The sequence below is a fragment of the uncultured Intestinimonas sp. genome (assembly GCF_944387245.1).
Taxonomy (GTDB): Bacteria; Bacillota; Clostridia; order Oscillospirales; family Oscillospiraceae; genus Intestinimonas.
This window is the reverse complement of the sequence record NZ_CALXEE010000018.1, coordinates 1-24,212: the sequence shown is the minus strand read 5'-3', so window position 1 is coordinate 24,212 and position 24,212 is coordinate 1. Positions and strand designations below refer to the sequence as shown.

20 protein-coding genes are annotated in these 24,212 nt (G+C 63.0%); 16 read left to right on the top strand and 4 right to left on the bottom strand.

The window, feature by feature from the left end:
- Nucleotides 1–58 precede the first annotated feature (58 nt).
- From Q0K15_RS04185 to Q0K15_RS04130, 13 genes are all read left to right on the top strand, one after another.
- Nucleotides 59–1,348, top strand: coding sequence for a galactokinase family protein (locus Q0K15_RS04185; protein WP_294512656.1), 1,290 nt, complete (start codon nucleotides 59–61; stop codon nucleotides 1,346–1,348).
- On the top strand, nucleotides 1,345–2,382 hold the full coding sequence (locus Q0K15_RS04180) for an aldose epimerase family protein (RefSeq protein ID WP_294512652.1): 1,038 nt from the start codon (nucleotides 1,345–1,347) through the stop codon (nucleotides 2,380–2,382). Before Q0K15_RS04185 ends, Q0K15_RS04180 begins: the two co-directional genes overlap by 4 nt.
- 21 nt (nucleotides 2,383–2,403) lie before the next feature.
- Nucleotides 2,404–3,984, top strand: coding sequence for a response regulator (locus Q0K15_RS04175; RefSeq protein WP_294512649.1), 1,581 nt, complete (start codon nucleotides 2,404–2,406; stop codon nucleotides 3,982–3,984).
- Nucleotides 3,875–4,213 (top strand): AraC family transcriptional regulator, encoded by a 339-nt coding sequence (locus Q0K15_RS11095; protein WP_365933188.1) that lies wholly within the window; start codon nucleotides 3,875–3,877, stop codon nucleotides 4,211–4,213. The genes Q0K15_RS04175 and Q0K15_RS11095 overlap by 110 nt, the downstream gene beginning before the upstream one ends.
- Before the next feature lie 115 nt (nucleotides 4,214–4,328).
- A complete protein-coding gene (locus tag Q0K15_RS04170) occupies nucleotides 4,329–6,119 on the top strand; it encodes a sensor histidine kinase (protein ID WP_294512684.1) in 1,791 nt (596 codons plus the stop codon).
- A complete protein-coding gene (locus tag Q0K15_RS04165; protein ID WP_294512646.1) occupies nucleotides 6,119–7,024 on the top strand; it encodes a substrate-binding domain-containing protein in 906 nt (301 codons plus the stop codon). The genes Q0K15_RS04170 and Q0K15_RS04165 overlap by 1 nt, the downstream gene beginning before the upstream one ends.
- Before the next feature lie 19 nt (nucleotides 7,025–7,043).
- The gene (locus Q0K15_RS04160) at nucleotides 7,044–8,036 is read left to right on the top strand and encodes a galactose ABC transporter substrate-binding protein (protein WP_294512643.1); all 993 of its coding nucleotides are present in this window, start codon (nucleotides 7,044–7,046) and stop codon (nucleotides 8,034–8,036) included.
- Nucleotides 8,037–8,227: 191 nt separating this feature from the next.
- Nucleotides 8,228–9,385: a galactose ABC transporter substrate-binding protein gene (locus Q0K15_RS04155; protein WP_365933184.1), complete on the top strand. Its 1,158-nt coding sequence runs from the start codon at nucleotides 8,228–8,230 to the stop codon at nucleotides 9,383–9,385.
- A 189-nt stretch (nucleotides 9,386–9,574) separates the two neighbouring features.
- On the top strand, nucleotides 9,575–11,074 hold the full coding sequence (locus Q0K15_RS04150; RefSeq protein WP_294512640.1) for an ATP-binding cassette domain-containing protein: 1,500 nt from the start codon (nucleotides 9,575–9,577) through the stop codon (nucleotides 11,072–11,074).
- Between the two features lie 17 nt (nucleotides 11,075–11,091).
- Complete coding sequence (locus Q0K15_RS04145; protein WP_294512638.1) at nucleotides 11,092–12,141, top strand: beta-methylgalactoside transporter; 1,050 nt, start codon at nucleotides 11,092–11,094, stop codon at nucleotides 12,139–12,141.
- Between the two features lie 138 nt (nucleotides 12,142–12,279).
- On the top strand, nucleotides 12,280–13,584 hold the full coding sequence (locus Q0K15_RS04140) for a hypothetical protein (protein WP_294512635.1): 1,305 nt from the start codon (nucleotides 12,280–12,282) through the stop codon (nucleotides 13,582–13,584).
- 30 nt (nucleotides 13,585–13,614) lie between these two features.
- A complete protein-coding gene (locus Q0K15_RS04135) occupies nucleotides 13,615–15,282 on the top strand; it encodes a formate--tetrahydrofolate ligase (RefSeq protein WP_294512633.1) in 1,668 nt (555 codons plus the stop codon).
- A 15-nt stretch (nucleotides 15,283–15,297) separates the two neighbouring features.
- On the top strand, nucleotides 15,298–16,398 hold the full coding sequence (locus Q0K15_RS04130) for an SLC13 family permease (RefSeq protein WP_294512631.1): 1,101 nt from the start codon (nucleotides 15,298–15,300) through the stop codon (nucleotides 16,396–16,398).
- Nucleotides 16,399–16,459: 61 nt separating this feature from the next.
- On the opposite strand, the gene Q0K15_RS04125 is transcribed toward Q0K15_RS04130, so the two are convergent.
- A complete protein-coding gene (locus Q0K15_RS04125; protein WP_294512628.1) occupies nucleotides 16,460–17,986 on the bottom strand; it encodes an N-acetylmuramoyl-L-alanine amidase in 1,527 nt (508 codons plus the stop codon).
- Nucleotides 17,987–18,284: 298 nt separating this feature from the next.
- On the opposite strand from Q0K15_RS04125, the gene feoB reads away from it, so the two are divergent.
- Nucleotides 18,285–20,699, top strand: a complete 2,415-nt coding sequence (gene feoB, locus Q0K15_RS04120; RefSeq protein ID WP_294512625.1) for a ferrous iron transport protein B — start codon at nucleotides 18,285–18,287, stop codon at nucleotides 20,697–20,699.
- Nucleotides 20,700–20,710: 11 nt separating this feature from the next.
- The gene (locus Q0K15_RS04115; protein ID WP_294512622.1) at nucleotides 20,711–20,875 is read left to right on the top strand and encodes a hypothetical protein; all 165 of its coding nucleotides are present in this window, start codon (nucleotides 20,711–20,713) and stop codon (nucleotides 20,873–20,875) included.
- A gap of 47 nt (nucleotides 20,876–20,922) precedes the next feature.
- On the opposite strand, the gene Q0K15_RS04110 is transcribed toward Q0K15_RS04115, so the two are convergent.
- Entirely contained in the window at nucleotides 20,923–21,423 is a 501-nt protein-coding gene (locus Q0K15_RS04110) for a pyridoxamine 5'-phosphate oxidase family protein (protein ID WP_294512620.1), read from the bottom strand.
- Nucleotides 21,424–21,580: 157 nt separating this feature from the next.
- On the opposite strand from Q0K15_RS04110, the gene Q0K15_RS04105 reads away from it, so the two are divergent.
- The gene (locus Q0K15_RS04105; protein ID WP_294512618.1) at nucleotides 21,581–22,201 is read left to right on the top strand and encodes a thiamine diphosphokinase; all 621 of its coding nucleotides are present in this window, start codon (nucleotides 21,581–21,583) and stop codon (nucleotides 22,199–22,201) included.
- 57 nt (nucleotides 22,202–22,258) lie between these two features.
- Here Q0K15_RS04105 and Q0K15_RS04100 read toward each other — a convergent pair whose 3' ends face one another.
- Complete coding sequence (locus Q0K15_RS04100) at nucleotides 22,259–23,257, bottom strand: hypothetical protein (RefSeq protein ID WP_294512615.1); 999 nt, start codon at nucleotides 23,255–23,257, stop codon at nucleotides 22,259–22,261.
- On the bottom strand, nucleotides 23,250–23,732 hold the full coding sequence (locus Q0K15_RS04095) for a sigma-70 family RNA polymerase sigma factor (protein ID WP_294512612.1): 483 nt from the start codon (nucleotides 23,730–23,732) through the stop codon (nucleotides 23,250–23,252). The genes Q0K15_RS04100 and Q0K15_RS04095 overlap by 8 nt, the downstream gene beginning before the upstream one ends.
- Nucleotides 23,733–24,212: the final 480 nt, after the last annotated feature.

The window sequence follows — 24,212 nt, the reverse complement described above, 5'->3', positions numbered from 1 at the left end:
TCAGTGATAAACGGGCCGGGTAGAGCCCGGAGAAAAGTCCGAGAGGAGCGGAGAATACATGAATATCCGTGAATTGAGACAGGTGCTGGACGCCGGCGCGTACGACGAGACCTTCCGAAAGCTGTATCCCGGCCGCTGGGAGGGCCAGCGGGAGCGGTATCTGCACATTGTCAACGCCTTTGCCGAGCGCTTTGGCGAAGAGCACGTGGTGGAGCTATACTCTGCCCCCGGCCGCAGTGAGATCGGCGGTAACCACACCGACCACCAGCGGGGCCGGGTCCTGGCGGCGGCTGTCACGCTGGATGCGGTGGCGGTGGTGGCTAAAAACGACCGCAACGTCATCCGGATCTACTCCGAGGGCCACGGCGAGGAGCGCATCAATCTGGAGAAGCTGGAGATCGTCCCCGAGGAGAAAGGCACCACCGCCGCCCTGATCCGGGGCATCGCTGCCCGGTTCTATGAGCTGGACCTGCGCTTCGGCGGCTTTGATGCCTATGTGAGCTCCGATGTGCTGCCCGGCTCCGGGCTCTCCTCCTCTGCCGCTTACGAGGTGCTGGTGGGCACCATCCTCAGCGGCCTCTACAACAATGGCCGGGCCACCCCTGTCCTCATCGCCAAGGTGGGGCAGTTTGCTGAAAACACCTACTTCGGCAAGCCCTGCGGCCTCATGGACCAGTGTGCCTCCGCCGTGGGCGACTTCTGCCTCATGGACTTTGCCGACCCCGCCTCCCCGGTGGTGGAGTCCATCCCCTGCGTCCCTGCCGACCACGGCTATGCCCTGTGCCTCATCGACGCCGGCGGAAGCCACGCCAATCTCACTGACGAGTACGCCGCCATCCCCCAGGAGATGCGCTCCGTGGCCAAGCTGATGGGCAAGGAAGTGCTGGGTGAAACTGACCCCGCGGAGTTCTACGCCCGACTGGGTGAGTTCCGGGGCAAGGTGCCCGACCGGGCCCTTCTGCGGGCCATGCACTTCTACGGCGACAACCAGCGGGTGCTGGACCAGGCCGATGCCCTGCGGAAGGGGGATTTCCAGCGGTTCCTGGCCCTGGTGCGGGACTCCGGCACCTCTTCCATGGACCTTTTGCAGAACATCTACCCCTCCGGCGACCCTTCGGAGCGCAGCCTCTCCCTGGCCCTGGCCCTTTGCCGGCGGCTGCTGGAGCAGGACGGCGCCTGGCGAGTCCATGGCGGCGGCTTTGCCGGAACTGTCCAGGCCTTCGTACCCATGGGACAGCTGGAGACGTTCCGACAGAAGATGGAGGCCGTCTTTGGCGCCGGGACCTGCCATGACCTGTCGGTTCGTCCGGCGGGCGGCATCAAGGTGACGGTGGAGGAGCAGGCATGATTACCACCAGACCCTTTGGCACCGCCGCTGACGGTGCTCCAGTGACCTGTTTCCGCCTGGAGAACGCCTCCGGCGCCTGGGTGGAGGTGCTGGACTACGGCTGCATGCTCCGGGCAGTGGCCGTCCCCGACCGCACCGGAACCCTCCGGGATGTGTGCCTGGGCTTTGATACTATGGCAGAGTACCAGGAGAATCACCAGGGCTATCTGGGCGCCCTGGTGGGCCGGTGTGCCAACCGCATCCGGGACGCCCGGTTCACCCTGGACGGCCGGGAATATGTGCTCCAGGCCAATGAGCGCCCCAACCACCTCCACGGCGGGAACCGGGGCTTCGATCAATATGTGTGGGACCACAGTGTCGAAGGGGATACAGTGGTCTTTTCGCGAACCTCCCCCGACGGGGAGGAGGGTTATCCCGGCACCCTGAAAGTCCGGGTGAGCTATACCCTGACGGAGGACAACGCCCTCCGGCTGGTGCTGGAGGGGGAGAGCGACGCCGACACGGTGGTGAACCTCACCAGCCACGCCTACTGGAACCTGAACGGCCACGGCGCCGGCAGCGTGGGGAGCCACACCCTTTCCATTGACGCCATCGCTTTCACCGAGCTGGGGGCGGACAACTGCCCCAACGGCACCATCGCCTCGGTGGTGGGGACCCCCTTTGATCTTCGGACCGCCCGGTCCCTGGAGGCCGGTTGGGATGCCGACCACCCACAGATCCGCCAGGGTGGCGGCTACGACCACAACTGGGTCCTGCGGGGGACCGGCCTGCGCCGGGCGGCGGTGCTCACCGCGCCGGAGAGCGGCATTACCATGGCGCTCTCCACCACCCAGCCGGGACTTCAGGTCTACACCGGCAACTTCCTGCCGGAGACGGCAGGAAAGGGAGGGGCACGGTATGCGCCCCGCTGCGGTGTGGCCATGGAGGCCCAGGGCTTTCCCAATGCCATAAACCAGCCCGGCTTTCCCTCCGTTGTGCTGCGGGCAGGGGAGCAGTATTATCAGGAGATCATTTTTGCCTTCGGGCACGACTGAGCGGCACAAGGAGGTGTCCCGGTGGGGCTCTACAAAATCATGATCGTGGACGATGAGGCCGAGGTGCGGCAGGCCATCGCCAGAACAATCGACTGGAGGGCCGTGGGCTTCGAGATCGTAGCCGATGCGGAAAATGGCCGGGACGCCCTGGAGAAGGCGGAGACCTTGGACCTGGACGTGGTCCTCACCGATATCAAGATGCCCTTTATGGACGGGCTGGAGCTGGGGGCGGAGCTCTCCCGGCGCAAGCCCAATCTGAAGCTGATCGTCTTTTCCGGCTTCGACGAGTTTGAGTACGCCAAGGAGGCCATCAAGCTCAACGTGGTGGAATATGTGCTCAAGCCGGTGAATGCCGCCGAGCTCACCGCCATTCTGGACCGGGTGCGGAAGGTGCTGGATGAGGAGATCGAACAGCGGCGGAACATCAGCCGGCTCACCCAGGCCTATCAGGAGAGCCTGCCCCTGCTGCGGGAGAAATTTCTCCAGGACCTCATGCGTGGCCCCATGGAGTCCCGGGTGTTGGAGGCCCAGGCGGAGCGGTTTGCCCTCACCGTGCGGGAGGGAGCGTACAAGGTGGCGGCGGTGTGCGACATCGTCCACGGCGGCGAGCACCGGCCCGCCCTCAGCGCCGAGCTGGTGCCGGTGTCGGTGCAGCAGATGCTCACCGACGCCCTTCGGGACCGCTGTCAGAGTGAGATTGTGCTTGGAGTCTCCTCCATCTTGATCGCCACCGCCTGGGAGCGGGACCCGGTGGAGAGCCTCATGCGCATTCTGGGTGAGGTGTGTACGGAGTGCGAGCGCATCCTGGGCGTCACCCTGACGGTGGGAATCGGCCGTCCCTATCAGAAGCTGGAGGAGCTGTGCCGGTCCTGCGGCGAGGCCCGGGCCGCTCTGGAATACCGGGCGGTGGTGGGCATCGGCAAACCCATCTACATCCAGGACATGGAGCGCCTGGACCGGACTGTGCCGGAGGGGGACAGCCACAGAGAACAGCAGCTGCTTTCCGTCATCAAGTTTGGCTCTCAGGAGCAGATCGCCGCCATGGTGGACAAGCTCCTGGCCGAAGGAGACGGGGAGTGGAGCGACCAGTCCAGGGCCATCGGCATGCTGGGGACCCTGCTGCCTGTGATCCAGCGTTGCCGGCTGGGGGAGGAGGCCATGCTGGGGCCCAGAGGGACGTGGTTGGCACTTCTTGCCGAGGATACCCCGATGGAGGAGCTCCGGGCCTGGCTGCTGTCGGTGTGCCTCAACATGAGCGGCTGTATGGACCAGCGTCGGGTCTCCACCGCCAAGCGGCTGGTGGAGGAGGCGGAGCGGTACATCCGGGAAAACTATCCAGACTCCGGGCTGTCGGTAGACCGGATTTGTGACCATCTGCACATCAGTCAGTCCTATTTCTCCACCATCTTCAAGCAGGAGACGGGGCGGAGCTACGTCCAGTACCTCACCGATGTGCGTATGGAGCACGCGGTGGAGCTGCTGCGTACCACCGATGACAAGACCTATATGGTGGCGGAAAAGGTGGGCTATGACGAGCCCAATTACTTTAGTTACGTGTTCAAGAAACGGTTCGGCGTGTCACCGTCGCAATTCCGCAAGTAGCCCACCTTTTGGCACCGCCGGAGGGGGGACGCGGGTCATCCGCGTCCAAGCGTTTTGCACTCGGGCAAAACCTTGCCGCAGGCGGAATTCACTTCCGCCGAGGAAGAGAAGGAGTGGGGCCCCCGGAAAGGGCGGAGCCGTTTCCGGGGCGGGCTATGACGAGCCCAATTACTTTAGTTACGTGTTCAAAAAGCGGTTCGGCGTGTCACCGTCACAATTCCGCAAGTAGAGATGCTCCGAAGGGGCGGTCGCCTGGTGCCGGCGCGGTGAGCCGCCGGGATGGCGGCCGCCCTTTTCCACAACGGGCAGTGTAGACAACAAAAGGAGGCAATGGTGTGGGAGAGATGACAAAACGGCTCCAGCTCCGGTTTTCCAGGGGCAGCATCCGGTATGTGATGTTCGCCTCCTTTACCGTCAGCGCTCTGGTGGCGGTGCTGCTCACCTGCCTGACCCTGTATGCCCGGTTCTCCCGGCAGATGGATGACGCCATCCAGGAGGAAAACCAGATTTTGGTCAGCCAGGTCAACCAGTCTCTGAGCACCTATTTGAGAGACATGATCCGCCTCTCCGACTCCATCTGCTATAATGTGGTGAAAAATACCGACCTGGAGCGGGAGGGGGTGGGAGATGAGATCCGGCTCCTCTACGACACATACAGCGACTACGTGGAAAATGTGGCTCTTTTTACTGGAAACGGGGAGCTGGTGGCCACCGCTCCGGCGGCCAAGGTAAAGGATGACGTGGATGTGACGGGAGAGGCGTGGTTCACCGCAGCCATGTCCCAGACGGAAAATCTCCACTTCGGGGTGCCCGCCATCCAGACCCTCTTTGCCGACGGGGCGGGCAACTATAAGTGGGTGATTTCCCTTTCCTGCGCTGTGGAGCTCACCCGAGGGGGCGGCACCCAGCTGGGCGTCCTTCTCATTGATCTGAAGTACAGCGCACTCACCGCTCTCTTCCAGAGCGTGAAGCTCTCCGGCAGCGGCTATGTCTATCTGGTGGACGGGGCGGGCAATCTGATCTACCACCCGGAGCGCACCCTCATCGCCACAGGCCGGGTGCGGGAAAACAGCATTCAGGCCGCCGCCCGGGCGGACGGCATCTATGTCGAGGAGTGGGAGGGCAGCCGCCGCTCCGTGATCGTCCAGAGCGTGGGTTACACCGGTTGGAAGGTGGTGGGCGTGGTGGAGCGCCCCGGCTTTACCATGAGCCTCCAGCAGACGCTCCCCTTCCTGGTGGTCATCATCTGCGCCTATGTGGAGCTGCTTATCCTTATGAATGTGCTTCTCTCCCGGAAGATTACTGAGCCTCTGCGGCGGCTGCGGGAGTCGGTGGGTGAAGTAGAAGAGGGGGCGGAGCACCCCACCATCTATGTGGGGGGCACCGCCGAGACCCGGGAGCTGGGGACGGCCATCCAGAACATGGTGGACCGACTGCGCCAGCTCACCGCCGACATGGTCCGGGAGCATGAGGCCAAGCAGAAGAGCGAGCTCAACGCTCTCCAGGCCCAGATCAACCCCCACTTCCTCTACAATACCCTGGACATCATCGTGTGGATGATCGAGAACGGCCAGCGGGAGGACGCCATCCGGGTGGTCACCGCCCTGGCACGGTTCTTCCGCATCAGCCTCTCCAAGGGGCGCAACATCATCCCCGTCCGGGACGAGCTGGAACATGTGCGCAACTACCTCCTCATCCAGGAGATGCGTTACAAGAACAAGTTCCACTATCAGATCACGTGTCCGGAGGAGGCGGCCAACCTCACCACCATCAAGCTGGTGGTGCAGCCCATCGTGGAGAACGCCATCTACCACTCCATGGACTTCATGGACGGGGACGGCCTCATCGATATCCGGGCGGAAACCGACGGAAAAGACCTGACCATCACCGTCTCGGACAACGGCCTGGGGATGCCCCCCGACGTGGTGGAGCGGTTGCTCACGGCGTCTCCCCAGCCAGGAGCCCAGACGGGCAGCAAACGGGGGTCCGGCATCGGGCTCAGGAATGTCCAGGAGCGCATCCGCCTCTACTTTGGAGCGGAGTACGGCGTCACCATCCAGTCGGAGCCCGACGAAGGGACAGTGGTCACCCTGCATCTGCCGGCCGTGCCCTACGGGGAAATGGAGGACACATGATGAGAAAAAATGAGCGCCATGTGTTTATTGGGGTGCTGCTGGTGCTGGTGGCAGCTCTGGCCGTCATGCTCCTCCAGGACGTCCTGGGGAGCGGACAGCCGGAGATCCGGCGGGTGTCCGTGCTGCTGGACGGCGAGGGGGAGTCCTATTGGCAGAACTTCCGCCTGGGTGTGGATAAGGCGGCCCGGGAGCACAATGTGGATGTGCGCTATGTTTTCCGGTATGACGGCCCGGCCGGGACAGCGCAGGCGGAGCAGCTGCGCCGGGAGTGGGAAGGGGAGCTGGACGGTGTGATTCTGGTCCCGGTGGACGGGGAAGCTCTGGCGGCGGCCCTTCAGGAGGCGCCGGCCGGATTGGCTGTGACCGTGGTGGGACCCGACCTGCCCAATGTGGATGGAACATGCACGATCTCGGCCTCCCCGGAGGAGATGGGCCGGCGGCTGGCCGACGCCGTGGCCGAAAGCGGCGCCTCTTCCTGCGCGGTGATCCTGACCGGTCAGGAGGGGGAGACCGCTCTGCGCCGGTGCCGCGGTCTGGAGGAACGGCTCCAGGAACGGGGGGTGGCGTGGCGAACGGTGATGGCATCGGCGATCGAGATGCTGCCCGAGCCCAACGGCCAGCCCGTGGTGGCCCTGGAGCCCGGGACCACTGAGGCCCTCTGCGCCTGGGGCGGACCGGTCTACGGCTTTGGCACCTCCAACAGCATCTTGAGCCGCGTGGAGGAGGGCACGGCGGCGGCGCTGGTGGTCCAGAGCGATTACGACGCCGGCTATCTGAGCCTCCTCAGTGTGCTGGAGGCCCTGGACGGGGCGCAGCCGGAGGACCAGACCCTGGACTGCTATACCGTCACCGCAGAGAATATGTTCACCGATCCTATGGATCAGATCCTGTTCCCGGTGGCGTAAGGCGGAAGGAGGAAGCACTGTGAAAAGACGAGTGTGCGCGCTGCTGGCGGCGGTGCTGCTGTGCCTGACCGCCTGCGCTCCCAGAGGGGGCGGAGAGGAGGAGACCCTGCGCATCGGCGTGGCGGTCTACAAGGGGACGGACACCTATATCACCAACATGACCCAGGCCATGGAGGCCGCGGCCCAGGTCTGGAGCGAGGAGAGCGGTGAGCGGGTCCAGCTCACGGTGTCCGACGCCCAGGAGAACCAGAACACCCAGAATGAGCAGATTGACCGCTTTCTCTCTCTGGGCTATGATGTGCTGTGCGTCAATCTTGTGGACCGAACCGATGCCGCCCGGGTCATCGGCAAGGCCCGGGAAGCCGATGTGCCGGTGGTCTTTTTTAACCGGGAACCGGTCCAGGAGGACCTGGAGAGCTGGGAGAAGGTCTACTACGTGGGCTCTGACGCCCGGCAGTCCGCCCAGCTTCAGGCCCAGATTGTGCTGGAGCTGTGGGAGAGCGACCCCACTGCCCTGGACAAAAACGGAGACGGCATCCTCCAGTACGCCATGCTGGAAGGGGAGAGCCGCCACCAGGACGCCATGATCCGCACCGAAGTGTCAGTCCAGACTCTGCGGGATGCCGGTGTCCCGCTGGAGCGGGTGGAGAGCGGCATCGCCAACTGGGAACGCAGCCAGGCCGATGCCCTCACCGAGTCCTGGCTGCTGGAGGGGGCGGATCTGGAGCTTATCCTCTGCAACAACGACGACATGGCCTTGGGGGCCGCCGACGCGGTGGACCGGCTGGGGTTGGACTTCCACAGTATCGTGGGCATCGACGGCACCCCCCAGGGGCTGGAGGCGGTGGAGGATGGAAGGCTGCTGGGCACCGTGGTCATGGACTACTCTGCCCACGGGGCGGCCATCTTCCAGCTGGCCCGGACCCTGGGCGTTGGAGAGGAGCCATCCGATATGGGAAATATGGAAAATAACACCATACGAATCCCGATGTATATCCAAAAGGCCTGGTAAGGCCCTTTCGGCTTTTCTACCAGAAACCTATTGAGTATTTTGCATAAAAGTGCCAAAGCTCAAAAAGCAAAAAATAGATTATTTATGGAAAGAGGTGATTTTTGATATGGCCTTTTCCTGAATTTCATGGTATGATGATCGTGGTAAAGCTCCAAAAGAGCTGCCAAACAAAAATCAAGGAGGATTTTTACATGAAAATGAAAAAGCTGTCTGCTCTGCTCCTGGCCGGCGCTATGTGCGTGAGCATCGCCGCTTGCTCCGGCGGCAACAGCAGCACCCCTGCTCCCTCTGAGACCGGCACCACCGAGACCACTCCCGCTGAGACCAGCAGCGTGGCCGCCTCCGATCTGAACGTAGCCGTCTTCTACTACAACTACTCCGATGTGTACATCTCCAGCGTCCGCAACAACATGGACACCATGCTGGAAGCCATGGGCATCACTCCCGATAACTACGACGGCGCTGGCAACCAGTCCCAGCAGACCGACCAGATCAACACCGCTATCGCCAACGGCGCCAACCTGCTGATCGTCAACATCGTGGAGACCTCCTCCCCCGACGCCGCTCAGAACGCCGTGGACGCCGCCAAGGCCGCCGGCATCCCCATCATCTTCTTCAACCGCGAGGTTGACAGCGCCGTGGTGAACAGCTACGAGAACTGCGCCTTCGTGGGCACCGACGCCCCCGAGGCCGGCCACATGCAGGGCAAGATGATCGGCGACTTCCTGGTTGCCAACTTCGACACCGTGGACCTCAACGGCGACGGCAAGATCTCCTACGTCATGTTCAAGGGCCAGGAGGGCAACGCCGAGGCTGAGTACCGCACCCAGTACGCCGTGGAGGACGCCGACGCCATCCTGACCGAGGCTGGCAAGGAGCCCCTCTCCTACTACGCCGGTGACGACGTGGCCACCAAGTACCTGGTCGACCAGAACGGCACCTGGTCCTCCGCCGCCGCTGTGGCTTACATGGACACCATCCTGGCTGAGTACTCCGAGGCCAACGGCAACATGATCGAGCTGGTCATCGCCAACAACGACGACATGGCCATGGGCGCCATCTCCTCCCTGCAGACTGCCGGCTACAACCTGGGCGACGGCGCTTCCACCACCATCCCCGTCTTCGGCGTGGATGCCATCGACTCCGCCAAGCAGGCCATCGATGAGGGTAAGATGACCGGTACCGTGATGCAGGACGCCGAGGGTATGGCCAGCACCATCACCGCTCTGGTGGGCAACATCCAGAACGGCGGCGCTCTGATGGACGGCATCGATGACGCTGCCGGTTACATCGTGGACACCGACGTGGCCAAGATCCGCGTGCCTTACGGCCTCTACACTGCCGAATAAATCGAAGCGCACGCTCGATCGGCCCCAAGAAACAAGAAAGACGAGCGGGGCTGCCGGCTTGCCGGCAGCCCCGTTTCTGCTCACTCCGGAGCGCCTGCTTGAGACGCCTCCTCTCTGCGGTCCGGCCGTGGGAGGGCGCGCTTGAAGCAGAAGCTCTGAGGAGAGAATCGGAAAAGGAGGAGGAAGCATATGGATCAGCCGGTACTGTTGGAAATGCGCGATATCAGCAAATCCTTTCCCGGCGTCAAGGCCCTGGACAACGTTCACCTGACGGTCCGGCCCGGCACCGTCCACGCCCTCATGGGTGAGAACGGCGCAGGCAAATCCACCCTGATGAAGTGCCTCTTCGGCATCTACTCCAGAGACAGCGGCACCATCATCCTGGATGGCAAGGAGGTCAACTTCAAAAGCTCCAAGGAGGCCCTGGAGAACGGTGTGGCCATGGTGCACCAGGAGCTCAACCAGGCCCTGACCCGCAGCGTCATGGACAACCTGTGGCTGGGCCGCTATCCCAAGGTGGGCGGCATCATGGTCAGCGAACGGGCCATGGCCAAGCGTACCAAGGAAATCTTTGAGCAGCTGGAAGTAAACGTAGACCCCAAGACCATTATGTCCACCATGCCTGTCTCTCAGCGGCAGATGGTGGAGATCGCCAAGGCGGTGTCCTACGACTCCAAGATCATCGTGTTCGATGAGCCCACCTCGTCCCTGACGGAGACTGAGGTAGAGCACCTGTTCCGCATCATCAACATGCTGCGGGACAAGGGCTGCGGCATCATCTATATCTCCCATAAGATGGAGGAGATCCTCCGTATCAGCGACGATGTCACCATCATGCGTGACGGTACCTGGGTGGCCACCCGGCCGGCCAAGGAGCTCACCATGAATGAGATCATCAGGCTCATGGTGGGCCGTGAGCTCACCAACCGCTTCCCGCCCAAGACCAACGAGCCCGGCGAGGTCATCCTGGACGTGCAGCACCTCTCCGGTAAGTACACCCGGCTGAAGGACGCCTCCTTCCAGCTGCGGAAGGGCGAGATTCTGGGCATCGCCGGTCTGGACGGCTCCGGCCGCACCGAGGTACTGGAGAACCTCTTCGGGGCCATGACCAAGGGCAGCGGCACCATCAAGCTCCATGGCAAGGAGATCAAGAACCGCACGCCCCGGGAGTCCATCAAAAACGGCTTTGCCCTCCTCACCGAGGAGCGCCGGGCCACCGGTATCTTTGGCATCCGGGACATCAAGGAGAACACCGTCATCTCCAATCTGAAGAGCTACCTCATGGGCGGCATCTGCCTGAGCGACAAAAAGATGCGGGAGGACACTGACTGGGCCATCCAGGCCATGCACATCAAGACCCCCAGCCAGTCCACCCAGATCCGGTCCCTCTCCGGCGGCAACCAGCAGAAGGTCATCATCGGCCGGTGGCTCCTCACCAAGCCGGAGGTGCTGCTGCTGGACGAGCCCACCCGCGGCATCGACGTGGGCGCCAAGTATGAGATCTACGAGCTGATCATCGACCTGGCCAACCAGGGCAAGGGAGTCATCATGGTCTCCTCTGAGATGCCGGAGCTGCTGGGCGTGTGTGACCGTATTCTGGTCATGTCCGGCGGTCAGCTGGCCGGCGAGGTAGACGCCAAGAACACCAGCCAGGAGGAGATCCTGACCCTGGCCGCGAAATATGTGTAAAGGGGAGGAACCGAGCAATGAGTAACCAGACCAAGACCCTGGAAAAGCAGACTTGGGATGCCAAGCGGATCGGGGATCTGATCCTCAATAACGCCCTCATCATCCTGATGCTGCTGGCCGTCATTTACATCGCCATTTCCAATGAGAATTTCCTAAAGGCCACTTCCATCATCAATATCATCTCCCAGACGGCTGCCTATCTGCCCGCCGCCCTGGGTATCGCCGGATGTATCGTCCTGACCGGCACCGACCTGAGCGCCGGCCGTATCGTGGGCCTGACCGCCTGCGTCTCGGCCTCCCTGCTCCAGAGCACCGCCAACCTGGCCAACAAGATGTGGCCTGACATGGGCACCCTGCCCATCTGGGCCGTCATCCCCATCGCTATGATCATCGGCGCCGCCTTTGGCTGCTTCAACGGCTTCTTCGTGGCCAAGTTTAAGCTCCACCCCTTCATCGTCACCCTGGGCACCCAGCTCATCGTCTACACGATCCTGCTGCTGTATGTCCAGGCCGGTAACAACAAGGGCATGGCCATCTCCAACCTGGATGCCTCCTACACCGATTTCGTCAAGGGCTCCATCCTGAGCATTGGCGGTACCGCTATCCCCAACTACGTGTGGTTTGCCATTATTCTCACCGCCATCATGTGGTTCATCTGGAACAAGACCACCTTTGGTAAGAACATGTTCGCTCTGGGCGCCAATGAAGAGGCCGCCCGGGTTTCCGGTGTCAACGTATTCCTCACCACTATGATGGTATTCGCCCTGGCCGGCGCCATGTACGGCTTCACCGGCTTCATCGAGGGCGCCCGCATCGGCTCCAACACCGCCAACACCGGCCTCAACTACGAGCTGGACGCCATCGCGGCCTGCGTCATCGGCGGCGTCTCCTTCGTCGGCGGCATCGGTAAGATCCGCGGCATTGTTATCGGCGTGCTGATGCTCCGCCTCATCTTCATCGGCCTGACCATGATGAAGGTGGACCCCAACCTCCAGTACCTCATCAAGGGCGCTATCATCCTCTTTGCCTGCGCTCTGGATATGCGTAAGTATCTGGCCAAGAAGTAAGGACTTTTACCAAAGGACTGTGCAGCGGCACGGGATTATGGTACAATAAGGGACAGGGCAGGAAGAGAAAGCCTGCCCTGTCTCTTTTTTATCACAAGGGCGGTTCGATCCGCCAAATCATAGAGAGAGGTGAGCCATATGGCCGATATCGTCGGCAAAACGGAGGCATTTCTGCGCAAATACGGCCTGGACCCGGCGTTGGTGGACGTGGATGCCTGTGCCAGGGCCTTTCAGGCCGACATGGAAAAGGGGCTCCGGGGGGACCCGGAGGCCTGGATGATGATGCTCCCCACCTATCTGTCCCTGGACGGGGATATCCCCAAGGATACCCCCACCATCGTCATCGACGCCGGCGGTACCAACTTCCGCATCGGCCTGGTCACCATCACGGATCAGGGACCGGTGGTGGAGGACCTGCGGGTCTTCCCCATGCCCGGCTCCCAGGCCCCCATTACCTGGGAGACCTTTGTGGATGAGGTCTCCGACGCAGTCCTCCCCCTGACAGGCCGCAGCCGCCGGGTGGGACTGTGCTTCTCCTATGCCGCCGAGATCCTCCCCAACCGGGACGGCAAGGTCCTCAACATCTCCAAGCAGGTCCAGATCTCCGGCTCCAAGGACAAGGAACTGGGCCGGGACATCTCCGCCGCCCTGGCTGCCAAAGGGGCCGAGGGGGTCACCTTCGTGGTCCTCAACGATACGGTGGCCGCCCTGCTGGGCGGCGTGGCCGCTCTCAGAGAGGAGCGCTTTGACGGATACATCGGCCTCATCTACGGCACCGGCGTCAACACCTGCTATGTGGAAAAGCGGGAGAATCTGGGGAAGGTGACCACCCCCTGGGACCAGGACACCATGCTTATCAACATGGAGTCGGCCCGGTTCGATGGTGCGCCCCTGAGCACCTTTGACAAGGCGCTGGATGAAAACAGCGTGGACCCCGGCCTGTGTCATTATGAGAAGATGGTCTCCGGCCGCTACCAGGGTGAGCTGGTGTGGCGGGCCCTGCGGCAGGGCGCGGCCGACGGCCTCTTTTCTGACAAGCTCAACGCCTTCCTGACCGGTCTGGAGGGCCTCACCATGGTCCAGGCCGACGCCTTCACCGCCCGGCCCTACGGAGACAGCCTGTTGGCCGCCGCCTGTGACAGCGAGGATGACCGGGAGGCGGTCTATACCATCATTGACCGCATCGTGGAACGCTCCGCCCGGCTGGTGTGCGCCAACCTGGCGGGCATCCTTCTCCAGACCGGCGCCGGGCAGCGCATCCACCGCCCCGCCTGCGTGGTGGCGGAGGGCTCTACCTTCTATAAAGGACACCTGTTCCGGGGGAAGCTGGAACGGCTGTGCGGCAGCTACATCACCGGCACCCTGGGCCGGCACATGGTGTTCCGTCAGATCGAGGACGCCAATCTGGTGGGGACCGCGGCGGCGGCCCTGCTGAATCCATAAATAAGGAGAAGAGAGAAAGGGGTCGGAAGTATGAAAACGGATATTGAGATCGCCCAGGCGGCGGAGATGCTGCCCATCGCTCAGATCGCCCAGCAGGTGGGCCTGGATGAGGACAAGCTGGAGTACTATGGCAAGTACAAGGCCAAGGTGGACACCCTGGCCCTGCGGGACGTTCCCCGGAAGGGCAAGCTCATCCTGGTGACCGCCATCAACCCCACCCCGGCGGGCGAGGGCAAGACCACCACCAGCGTGGGCCTGGGCGATGCCCTCCACCGGCTGGGGAAAAAGGCCGTCCTGGCCCTGCGGGAGCCCTCCCTGGGGCCGGTCTTCGGCATCAAGGGCGGCGCCGCCGGCGGCGGCTATGCCCAGGTGGTACCCATGGAGGACATCAACCTCCACTTCACCGGCGACTTCCACGCCATCGGGGCCGCCAACAACCTGCTGGCCGCCATGCTGGACAACCACATCCAGCAGGGCAACGCCCTGGACATTGACGTCCGCCGCATCACCTGGAAGCGGTGTGTGGACATGAACGACCGCCAGCTGCGCAACATCGTCTGCGGCCTGGGGGGCAAGGTCAACGGCGTCCCCCGGGAGGACGGCTTCGACATCACCGTGGCCAGCGAGATCATGGCGGTCCTCTGCCTGGCCTCCGACCTCATGGACCTGAAGGCCCGGCTGGGCCGCATGGTGGTGGCCTACAACCGCGCCGGCGATCCGGTGTACTGCTCCGACCTGAAGGCCCAGGGGGCCATGACCGCCCTGCTGAAGGACGCCATCCGGCCCAACCTGGTCCAGACCCTGGAGCACACCCCTGCCTTCATCCACGGCGGCCCCTTCGCCAACATCGCCCACGGCTGTAACTCTGTGTCGGCCACCGACACCGCCCTGAAACTGGGGGACTATGTGGTCACCGAGGCCGGCTTCGGCGCCGATCTGGGCGCGGAGAAGTTTTTGGACATCAAGTGCCGGGCGGCGGGGCTCACCCCGGATGCAGTGGTCATCGTGGCCACCGTCCGGGCCCTGAAGCACCACGGCGGCTGCCCCAAGGCCGACCTGGGCAAGGAGAACCTCTCCGCTCTGGAAAAGGGCCTGCCCAACCTCCTCAAGCACGTGGAGAACATCACCAAGGTGTACGGCCTGCCCGCCGTGGTGGCCATCAACCAGTTTGACAGCGACACCGAGGCCGAGATCGCCATGATCCGCACGGCCTGTGAGAAGTACGGCGTCCGGGTGGCCCTGAGCCAGGTGTGGGGCAAGGGCGGCGCCGGCGGGGAGGAGCTGGCCCGGGAGGTCCTGCGTATCATCGACGAGGAGAAGCCCAGCTTCCGCTTCGCCTATGAGAGCGATGCTTCCCTCACTGAGAAGATCGAGGCCGTGGCGAAGAAGGTCTACGGCGCCGACGGGGTGGACTACGCCCCCGCCGCCGCCAAGGAGCTCCAGCGGCTCACCGAGCTGGGCTACGGCGGCCTCCCCGTGTGCATGGCCAAGACCCAGTACTCCCTCTCCGACGACGCCGGCAAGCTGGGGGCTCCCACCGGCTTCCGCATTACGGTACAGAAGGTGAAGGTCTCCGCCGGCGCCGGCTTCGTGGTGGTGCTCACCGGCGACATCATGACCATGCCCGGCCTGCCCAAGGTCCCCGCCGCCGAGAACATCGACGTGGATGAAAACGGCGTCATCACCGGTCTCTTCTAAGGGGGCAGAGACCAAGTGAAGGCATTTGTCAAAAAGGAAGCGGTGCTGTGCATCGCCTTCCTGTGTGCGGTGGTCTCCATGTTCCTGGTGCCCCCCGACGGCGGCTATGCCGACTATGTGGACTACCGGGTGCTGGCGCTTCTCTTCTGTCTCATGTTGGTGGTGGCCGGGCTCCAGGACTGCGGCCTCTTCGACCTGCTGGCCCGGCGGCTCCTGGCGGGGGAGAAGCGGTTCCGCTTCCTGGCCCTGGCCCTGGTGCTGCTGCCCTTTTTCAGCTCCATGCTCATCACCAACGACGTCTCCCTCATCACCTTCGTGCCCTTTGCCGTGCTGGTGCTGGAGCTCACCGGCCGGCAGGCCCAGCTCCCCTACATCGTCACCCTTCAGACCGTGGCCGCCAACCTGGGCAGCATGGCCATGCCGGTAGGCAACCCCCAGAACCTCTTCCTCTGCTCCCGGTTCGGCATCCCCATGGGGGCCTTCTTCGCCGCCGTTCTGCCGCTGACGGCGGTGAGCCTGGCGGGGTTGGTGCTGGCTGCCGGCACCACCAGCGGGGACATCATCCGGGTAGACTTCAAGGACGCCGGTGGCATCGGCAAACCGGGACAGCTCAAGCTGATGCTCCTCCTCTTCGTCCTGTGTCTTCTCTCTGTCTTTCATGTGCTGCCCTGGCCCGCCCTGCTGGTGGTGGTCATCCTGGCGGCGGCCCTCTTCGCCCGCCACCTCTTTCCCCGGGTGGACTACGCCCTGCTGTGTACCTTCGTGTGCTTCTTTGTCTTCTCAGGCAACCTGGGCCGGATCGGGGCGGTGCGGACCTTCCTCACCGGCCTCATGGACTGGAACACCGTGGTCACCTCCGCCCTGGCCAGCCAGGTCATCAGCAACGTGCCCGCCGCCGTGCTCCTCTCCACCTTCACCGAGGACTGGAAGGGCCTGCTGGTGGGTACCAACGTGGGTGGCCTGGGCACCCTCATCGCCTCCCTGGCCAGCCTCATCTCCTTTAAGCTCTACATCCGTACCGAGGGGGCCAAGCCCCTGCGGTACCTGGGAATCTTCACCCTGGCCAATGTGATCGGCCTGGTGGTGCTGGGCGTGGTGGTCTGGCTCCTGCCCTGACGCAAACAAAAACAAGCGTGGACGCCGAGCGTCCACGCTTGTTTCATTTATCCGGGAAACATCAGGCGTTCGCCGTCTGGGCCTCCGCGGTCAGATAGTCCACGATGCCCTGGGCGATGCCCTGGGCCAGCAGCTGCTGGTAGCTGTCATCGGTCAGGTTCATGAGCTCTTCATGGTTGGTCATGAAGCCCATCTCCACCAGGACCGCACACATATCGGTCTCCCGCAGCACCACGAAGTCGGCGTCCTTGATGCCCCGGTCGATGCCGCCGGTGATCTGACACAGGGGGGCCTGGATGGCCTGGGCCAGCCGGGCGCCCCGGTTGCTGGAGGGGTGGTAATATGTATAGATGCCCTGGTAGTCAGGGAGATTTTCCGTGGCGTTGGCGTGGATGGAGATAAAGACGTCGGCACCGGCGGCATTGGCCAGGTCGGCCCGCTCATAGAGACCGATCTCCACATCGGTGGAGCGGGTCATGATAACCTGAAAGCCCTGGTTCTGGAGGATGGAGACCAGCTTCAGCGAGACGGCCAGGTCGATGTCCTTCTCCATGATGTCCTCATAACAGGCGCCGGGTCGGTCCCCGCCGTGGCCGGGGTCGATGACGATGGTATAGTCCTGGGGGACGATGGAGACGGTGGGGGTGGTTTGAGGCGCTCCGTGGGTGGAAACGCTGACGCCGGTGAGGGTGGTGGTGATGGTCAGGTTGCCGGCGGCGGTGGCACCGGCGGCCAGGTCCAGCACAAAACGCACCGTGTGGTCGCTGCCGGGGTAGAAGTCGGCACCGTGCTGGGCATAGCGTACATCGGCAAGATAGGGGTCAACGACCTCACAGCCGGTAAAGTCTTCTGACAGGGTGGTGTCGAGGAAGTCAATGGCCACCCGGCTGCCCAGGTCGGTGACCTTGCAGTTGGGCGCCTGGTCGGTGGTGATGGTGAGGGTGCCGGCACTCCAGCTCATACCGGTGATCCGGGCGATGTCCTCACCGGGAATGGGGTCCTCCGGCTCCTGGGGCTCCTGGACCGGCGTCTCAGGCTCCTGGGTGGGAGTCTCAGGGGTAGTTTCCGCGAGCTCGGCTGTCAGATGGGCGGTATAGGTGGCCTGGTCCCACTCCACCTGGGCGCCCAGCTCCTCGGAGACAAAGCGCAGAGGAATCATGGTGCGGTCGGCGCCGTCGTAGGTCACCACCTGCGCGGGGACGCTGTCGGGCAGGGGGGTGGACACGCCGTTGACAATGGCGGTGGCGCTGTCCAGGGTGAGGACGATGACATCCTCGCCCTTGGTGAGGATGACCTGTCCCGTCTGCTGGACCCAGAGGACCTGGGCCTGGAGGGCCTCACCCACCAGGCGGATGGGGACCAGGGTGCGGCCGTCCCGGATCATGGCGGGGACGTCGCCGGTCAGGGGGTCGCCGTTGAGGGTGAGCTTCACCACTTCTGCGGAGGCCGGTGTGTAGGTGCGCTGGTTCCAGCTGTAAAGCTGTACGGAGAGGGTCCCGTTGGGACCGGCGGCAAAGGCGGTGAGGGTCAGGGCGTACAGCAGGGCCAGGACCGTCAGCAGTGTGGTGAACTTTTTTCTCATGCTCATGGCGTCCCTCCTTGGGATAGATTTCTGTTCTATTTTATCCAACCCGCCCCCTTTCGTCAAGAAAGGGGGGCGAGATTAGTTAACATAAATTTTGGAAGAAAGTTGTGCCAAGTGAACAAAACCTACCATTTTAGAGGGCGATATTTGGACTTGCCTTCCCCCGGGGGACGTAGTAGTATAAAGAGCGGAAGAAGTTTGACAAGACTAATCCTTCGCGGACGAAATATTAGCCCCGATGGACAGTGGAGGCAAGGAGTAAGAGATGGCGTCAGAGACGTTGAACAAGAGGGGCACGCTGATGGACCTGGAACCGGGCCACAGCGCGGTCATTCTTAAGGTAGGCAGTGACAAGGGGCCGGTAAAGCGCCGGCTGGTAGACATGGGGCTCACCCCCGGCACCACAGTGACGGTGCGGAAGGTGGCGCCCTTCGGCGACCCCATCGAGGTGAACATCCGGGGCTACGAGCTCTCCCTCCGGAAGGAGGACGCGGCCCAGATCGAGGTGACCACCAGCGAGGAGGAGGCCAACGCCCGGCGGCAGGAGCGCAGCCGGCGGCGGCAGGCGGTGCAGAAGGCCCCGGACGCGGCCACCCAGAAGAAGATGGAGGCCGACCACGCCCATGAGAAGGAGTACCACGGGGGTGTGCCCGACTACGCCAGTCACGACACCCGTGAGATGAAGCTGGCCCTGGTGGGCAACCCCAACTGTGGCAAGACCACCCTCTTCAACGCCCTCACGGGCTCCAACCAGTATGTGGGCAACTGGCCCGGCGTGACGGTGGAGAAGAAGGAGGGTAAGGCTTCGGTGGACGGCAAGTCGGTGACCATCGTGGACCTGCCGGGCATCTATTCCCTCTCCCCCTACTCCATGGAGGAGATCGTGGCCCGGGACTTCATCGTGGGCGAGCACCCCGACGCCATCATCGACATCATCGACGCCACCAACATCGAGCGCAACCTCTATCTCACCGCCCAGCTCCTGGAGCTGGAGCGCCCCATGGTCATCGCCCTCAACTTCATGGACGAGGTGGAGAAGCGCGGCGACCGCATCGACGTCGAGAAGCTCTCCCAGCAGCTGGGGGTGCCGGTGATTCCCATCACCGCCCGGTCGGGGAAGAACGTGGAGGAGATGCTCCGGGTGGCCCACCGGCAGATGCACATCGGCGTGACGGTGGAGCCCGACGACCTCTACGACGACTACACCCACCGCATCCACCACCAGGTGGGTGAGCTCATCCACGACAAGGCCTATGAGGTGGGCATGCCCGCCCACTGGGCCTCCATCAAGCTCATCGAGGGAGATTCCCTGGTGGAGAAGGCCCTGGGCCTGGACGGCAGGACCAAGGAGAAGCTGGAGGCCATCTGCCGGGACTATGAGAGCGCCTATGTCCTGGGCGACCGGGAGACCCTCATCGCCGACAGCCGGTATCAGTTCATCCAGAAGGTGGTGAGCGCGGCGGTGGTGAAGGGCCAGCCCCACGACGCCCTGACCCTCTCCGACAAGATCGACTCCATCGTCACCCACAAGTTCCTGGCCATCCCCGTCTTCCTGCTGATGATGCTGGCCATGTTCGCCCTCACCTTCGGGCCCGGACAGATCCTGTCCGACGGGGTGGACTTCCTCATCAGCGACTGCTTTGCCCAGTGGGTCCGCGGGGCTCTGGCCGTAGCCGGTACCGCTCCCTGGGTGGAGGCCCTGCTGGTGGACGGCGTCATCGCCGGCGTAGGCGGCGTACTTACTTTCCTGCCCCAGATTGCCATCCTGTTTATCTTCCTGTCCTTCCTGGAGGACTCCGGCTATATGTCCCGGGCGGCCTTCATCATGGACCGGCTGCTCCGCCGGTTTGGCCTGTCCGGCAAAGCCTTCATCCCCATGCTCATGGGCTTCGGCTGCACCGTGCCCGCCGTCATGGGCGCCCGCACCATGGAGAACGAGAAGGACCGCCGAATGACCATCATGCTGGTGCCCTTTATGTCCTGCTCCGCCCGGCTGCCGGTGTATGGCCTGCTCACCGCCGCTTTCTTCCCCAGATACGGCGGACTGGTGGTGTTTTCCCTCTATTTCCTGGGCCTGATCTTCGCCATCATCTCCGGAATCCTGCTCAAGAAGCTGGTGTTCAAGGGCGAGCCCGCCGCCTTCGTGCTGGAGCTGCCCCCGTACCGGCTGCCCACCCTGAAGAACATCAGCCTCCACGTGTGGGAGAAGGTGAAGGGCTTCCTCATCAAGGCGGGTACCCTGATCCTGGCCATGAGCGTGCTGCTGTGGTTCTTGCAGACCTTTGGCGTGGAGAACGGCGCCTTCCGCATGGTGTCCGACGCGGAGTACTCCATCCTGGGCCACATCGGCTCCTTCCTGGCGCCCATCTTCCGCCCCATGGGCTTCGGCACCTGGCAGGCGGCGGTGGCACTCCTCTCCGGCCTCATCGCCAAGGAGATGGTGGTGTCCTCCATGAGCATGTTCTACGGCTTCTCCATGACTGCCAGCGGCGCCACCATCGCCGCCGCGCTGAGCGGTACCTTCCAGAGCCCCCTGGCCGCCTACTCCTTCCTGGTGTTCGTGCTGCTCTATGTCCCCTGTGTGGCGGCGGTGTCCACCATCCGCAAGGAGATGAACTCCGTAAAGTGGACCCTGGCCTCCATCGGCTGGCAGCTGTGCGCCGCCTGGATCGGCTCCTTCCTGGTCTATCAGATCGGCAGCCTGCTGCTGGGCTGAAAGGAGAGGCTATGAAATACGTCATCTATGCCGCTGTGGCCCTGCTCATCCTGTGGGCGGTGGTCTACCTGGTCCACCACGTCCGGCGGCAGCTCCGGGGCGAGTGCGGCTGTTGCGGCGGAGGCTGCGGCGGCGACTGCGCCTCCTGTGGCCAGAGCTGCGGAAAGCGGAAATAACAAAAGGAGGTCCCTGCCCGCAACGGGCAGGGACCTCCTTTTGTATCTCACTCCAGCGCGTGGCGGCTGCGGACCAGCTCAATGGCCTCCTTGCCGGACAGGTGCTCCACGGTGACCTCCACCATGACCACGGCGGGCAGCTCCTTTTCCAGAATCGCCTCCCGGTGGGCCTCGCTGTCCTCGGGAGCATAGCGGAGGGCCAGCTTCTCCAGGGCGGCGCGGATCTCCGCCGGGTCCTCCAGCACCCTGGCAGTTCCGAAGAGAATGACGCTGCGGAAGTAGGTGGTGTACTCCAGGGGGACCACCTGGTCCCGGTCCACCACGCAGAAGGAGACCTTGGGGTCCCGAAGCATGGCGTCCAGCTTGTGGCCCTGCCGGGCGCAGTGGAACCAGAGCTTGCCGTCCTCGTAGGCGTAGCTCAGGGGGACGGCGTAGGGATAGCCGTCGTCGCCGTGGACGGCCAGCACCCCGGAGGTGCCCCGGTCCAGCACAGCCAGGCACTCCTCCCGGGAGAGGACCTGATCTTTTCGTCTCATATTACGAAACATGTGGAAAAACCACCTTTCCGGTATTCCTATGTGGACCAGTTATACCACGGCGAGCGAAATTTTGCAAGGCGGGAGGCCCGACACTGGACAGGACTGGTACTGTGGAGTATGATAATGTCTATTGATAGTCAGGCGAGCAGAGAGAGGCGGGAGCGTTATGAATCAGGACGGGACATGTTATATCGTGGGCGCGGGGGCCTTTTACGACCGGGATTTTGTACCGGAGGCGGGGGACTTCGTCATTGCCGCCGATGGCGGCTACGGGACACTCACGGCCCGGGGAACCGATATGGACCTGGTGGTGGGGGACTTCGACTCCATGGGCTTCCGGCCCGATCATCCCAAGGTGGTGGACCTTCCGGTGGAAAAGGATGACACTGACATGATGGCAGCCATCCGGCTGGGCTGGGAGCGGGGCTACCGCACCTTCCGGCTCTACGGCGGCACCGGTGGCCGGGTGGACCACACCCTGGCCAACCTCCAGTCCCTGGTGTGGCTCTCCACACGGGGTGGACGGGGCTTCCTGATTGGAGAGGACTGGACCGCCGCCGCCGTCACCGACGGCGACATGACCTTTGCCCCCGGCCACAGCGGTTTTCTCTCCGTATTCTGCCAGGGGGACCGGGCGGAAGGGGTGACCCTGGAGGGCCTCAAGTATCCCCTGAAGGATGCCGTCCTCACCTGCGATTTTCCACTGGGTGTGAGCAATGAGTTCACCGGCGTGGCGAGCCGGGTGGCGGTGGGGAAGGGGACCCTGCTGGTGATTTGGTACCATTGAGTGAAGGGCTCTGCCCCGGAAAATGTTTTCCGGGGCAGGGCCCTTTTGTCGCTGCGATTACGATACAGGATATTGGACGTCGTCGATGGTCACCGAGATCACCGCTTGGGTATCCACGATGCGGTTGAAGGTATAGACGGAGGTCCCATGGTCGATGAGGGCATAGGTGCGGTTGGAGACAAAGGCCTCGTCATCCTCCACCGTGTAGTCCGAACCATCGGCGTAGTGGAGGATCAGCCGATCGATGTCGCTGTCCTGCGGCAGGCCCAGAGCCGTCTCATCGATGCGGATGCCGATGGGGGAGAGGGTGACGGCGCCCTCCGCCAGCGTCACGTCCGCCAGGCCGCCGCTCTCCGGCAGCGCCACTGTGACTGTGGACATATCCAGACGGTTCTGGCCGTTGCCGATGGACACCTGGAGGCTGGCATCATCTGTAATGAAGTAGGTGCACAGCCAGAGCGTGTCGTCGGTGGTGGAGGCGGTGTCCAGATAGGTCCTGCCGGCTGCGGTGGTCGTGGTAAATACCGGGGCATCCTCCGGCCACCACAGCTCTCCGTCGGGGAATACCTCATACCCACTCACCCCGTCGGGATGCGCCACCCGGCAGTAGAGCAGGCCGGCCCCCACAACCGGGTCGTACAGCCCGGCCTCCACCGTCAGAGTGTAGTGTCCATATACCGCCTGCCCACCGGCGGCGAAGAGATAGGGGGCCACCAGCTCTTGGGCCACGCTCTCATCCAGGGGCAGCCGCTCCCAGGCCGGGACGTTGGTGATCAGCCTGCCGGCTTCGTCGTATTCCACGATGCCCTCGCTGGAGTCCACGTTTTTTCCGAAGAAGGCCCGGAGCATGGCACCGGGATTTTCGTAACGGATGAAGCCTGACGCCGCTATGGCGGCCACAGCGCAGAGGGTGGTGATGACGGCGGCCAGGGCGATGGTTCTGGACAGCCGGAAGGGCTTTTTTTTCTGATGTGTCATGTTTTTGACCTCCTGAAGGATCTCCCCGGAGGCATGGAGGGAGGACACGGCCTCCCGATAGGTCTTTTTGTCAAACATGCTCCTTCGCCTCCTGAAGATCAATTTTCAGCAGGGCCCGGGCCCGCCGCAGGCGGGTGCGGACCGTTGCGCTGGGGATATGGAGGAGGGCGGCCACCTCGTCGCAGGAGTAGTCCTCGTAGTAGTGCAGATAGATGGGGACCCGGTACTTGGCGGGCAGAGCCAGGACTGCGTCCATCAGCTCACTGTGTTCCGGGCTGGGGAAGGGGGGAGCTGCCACATGATCCCCAATGGGCTCTGTCCGCCGCCAGGGGGACAGGAGCGCCTTTTTGCAGGCGTTGATGGTCACCCGGAGCAGCCAGTGCTTGATGTGAGCCTCACTCTCAAAGGACTTGTCCGTCCGATAGAGCTTGAGGAGCACCTCCTGTGTGATGTCATCCGCCTCTGTCTGGCTTTTGGTGTAGTGGAACGCCAGCCGGAAAATGGTGTCCATATACCGCTGGGCCAGGAGCGTGAACTGTTGGTCTGTCATCATAGCGCGTCTCCTTGAAATGCATTTCACTCTAAATATCCTATCCCGGTGGAAAATGTTTCACAAGAGAGCAAAAAAGTCCGGCGCGGAATGAACCGCGCCGGACTGAGCCTGTCGACAAAGTCGACAGGCTCTCTCGCACGTGCAAGCACGTGCGAGAAGAGATGCAGGCCGCTGCGCGCATAATTTGTCCGGAGCGGCCAAATTCCACACTTGCGGCCTGAGAAGTGTTTTTTCCGAGGCACATGTCCCCGGAAAAAACAGATTTGACTTGATTCCGTTGTCTGCGGACGACGGAACTCTGCGAGGCTCTTGCATACGATTTGACATATGGGCACTTTTTCGACAGACTGAGTCCGGCGCGGAATGAACCGCGCCGGACTTTTCATAGTTTTGCTTACTTGTTGGGATAGAAGCCAGAGGGGGCTTCGGAGAGGTTGATCATGATGTTCTTCATCTGGGTGTAGTGCTCCAGGATGACCT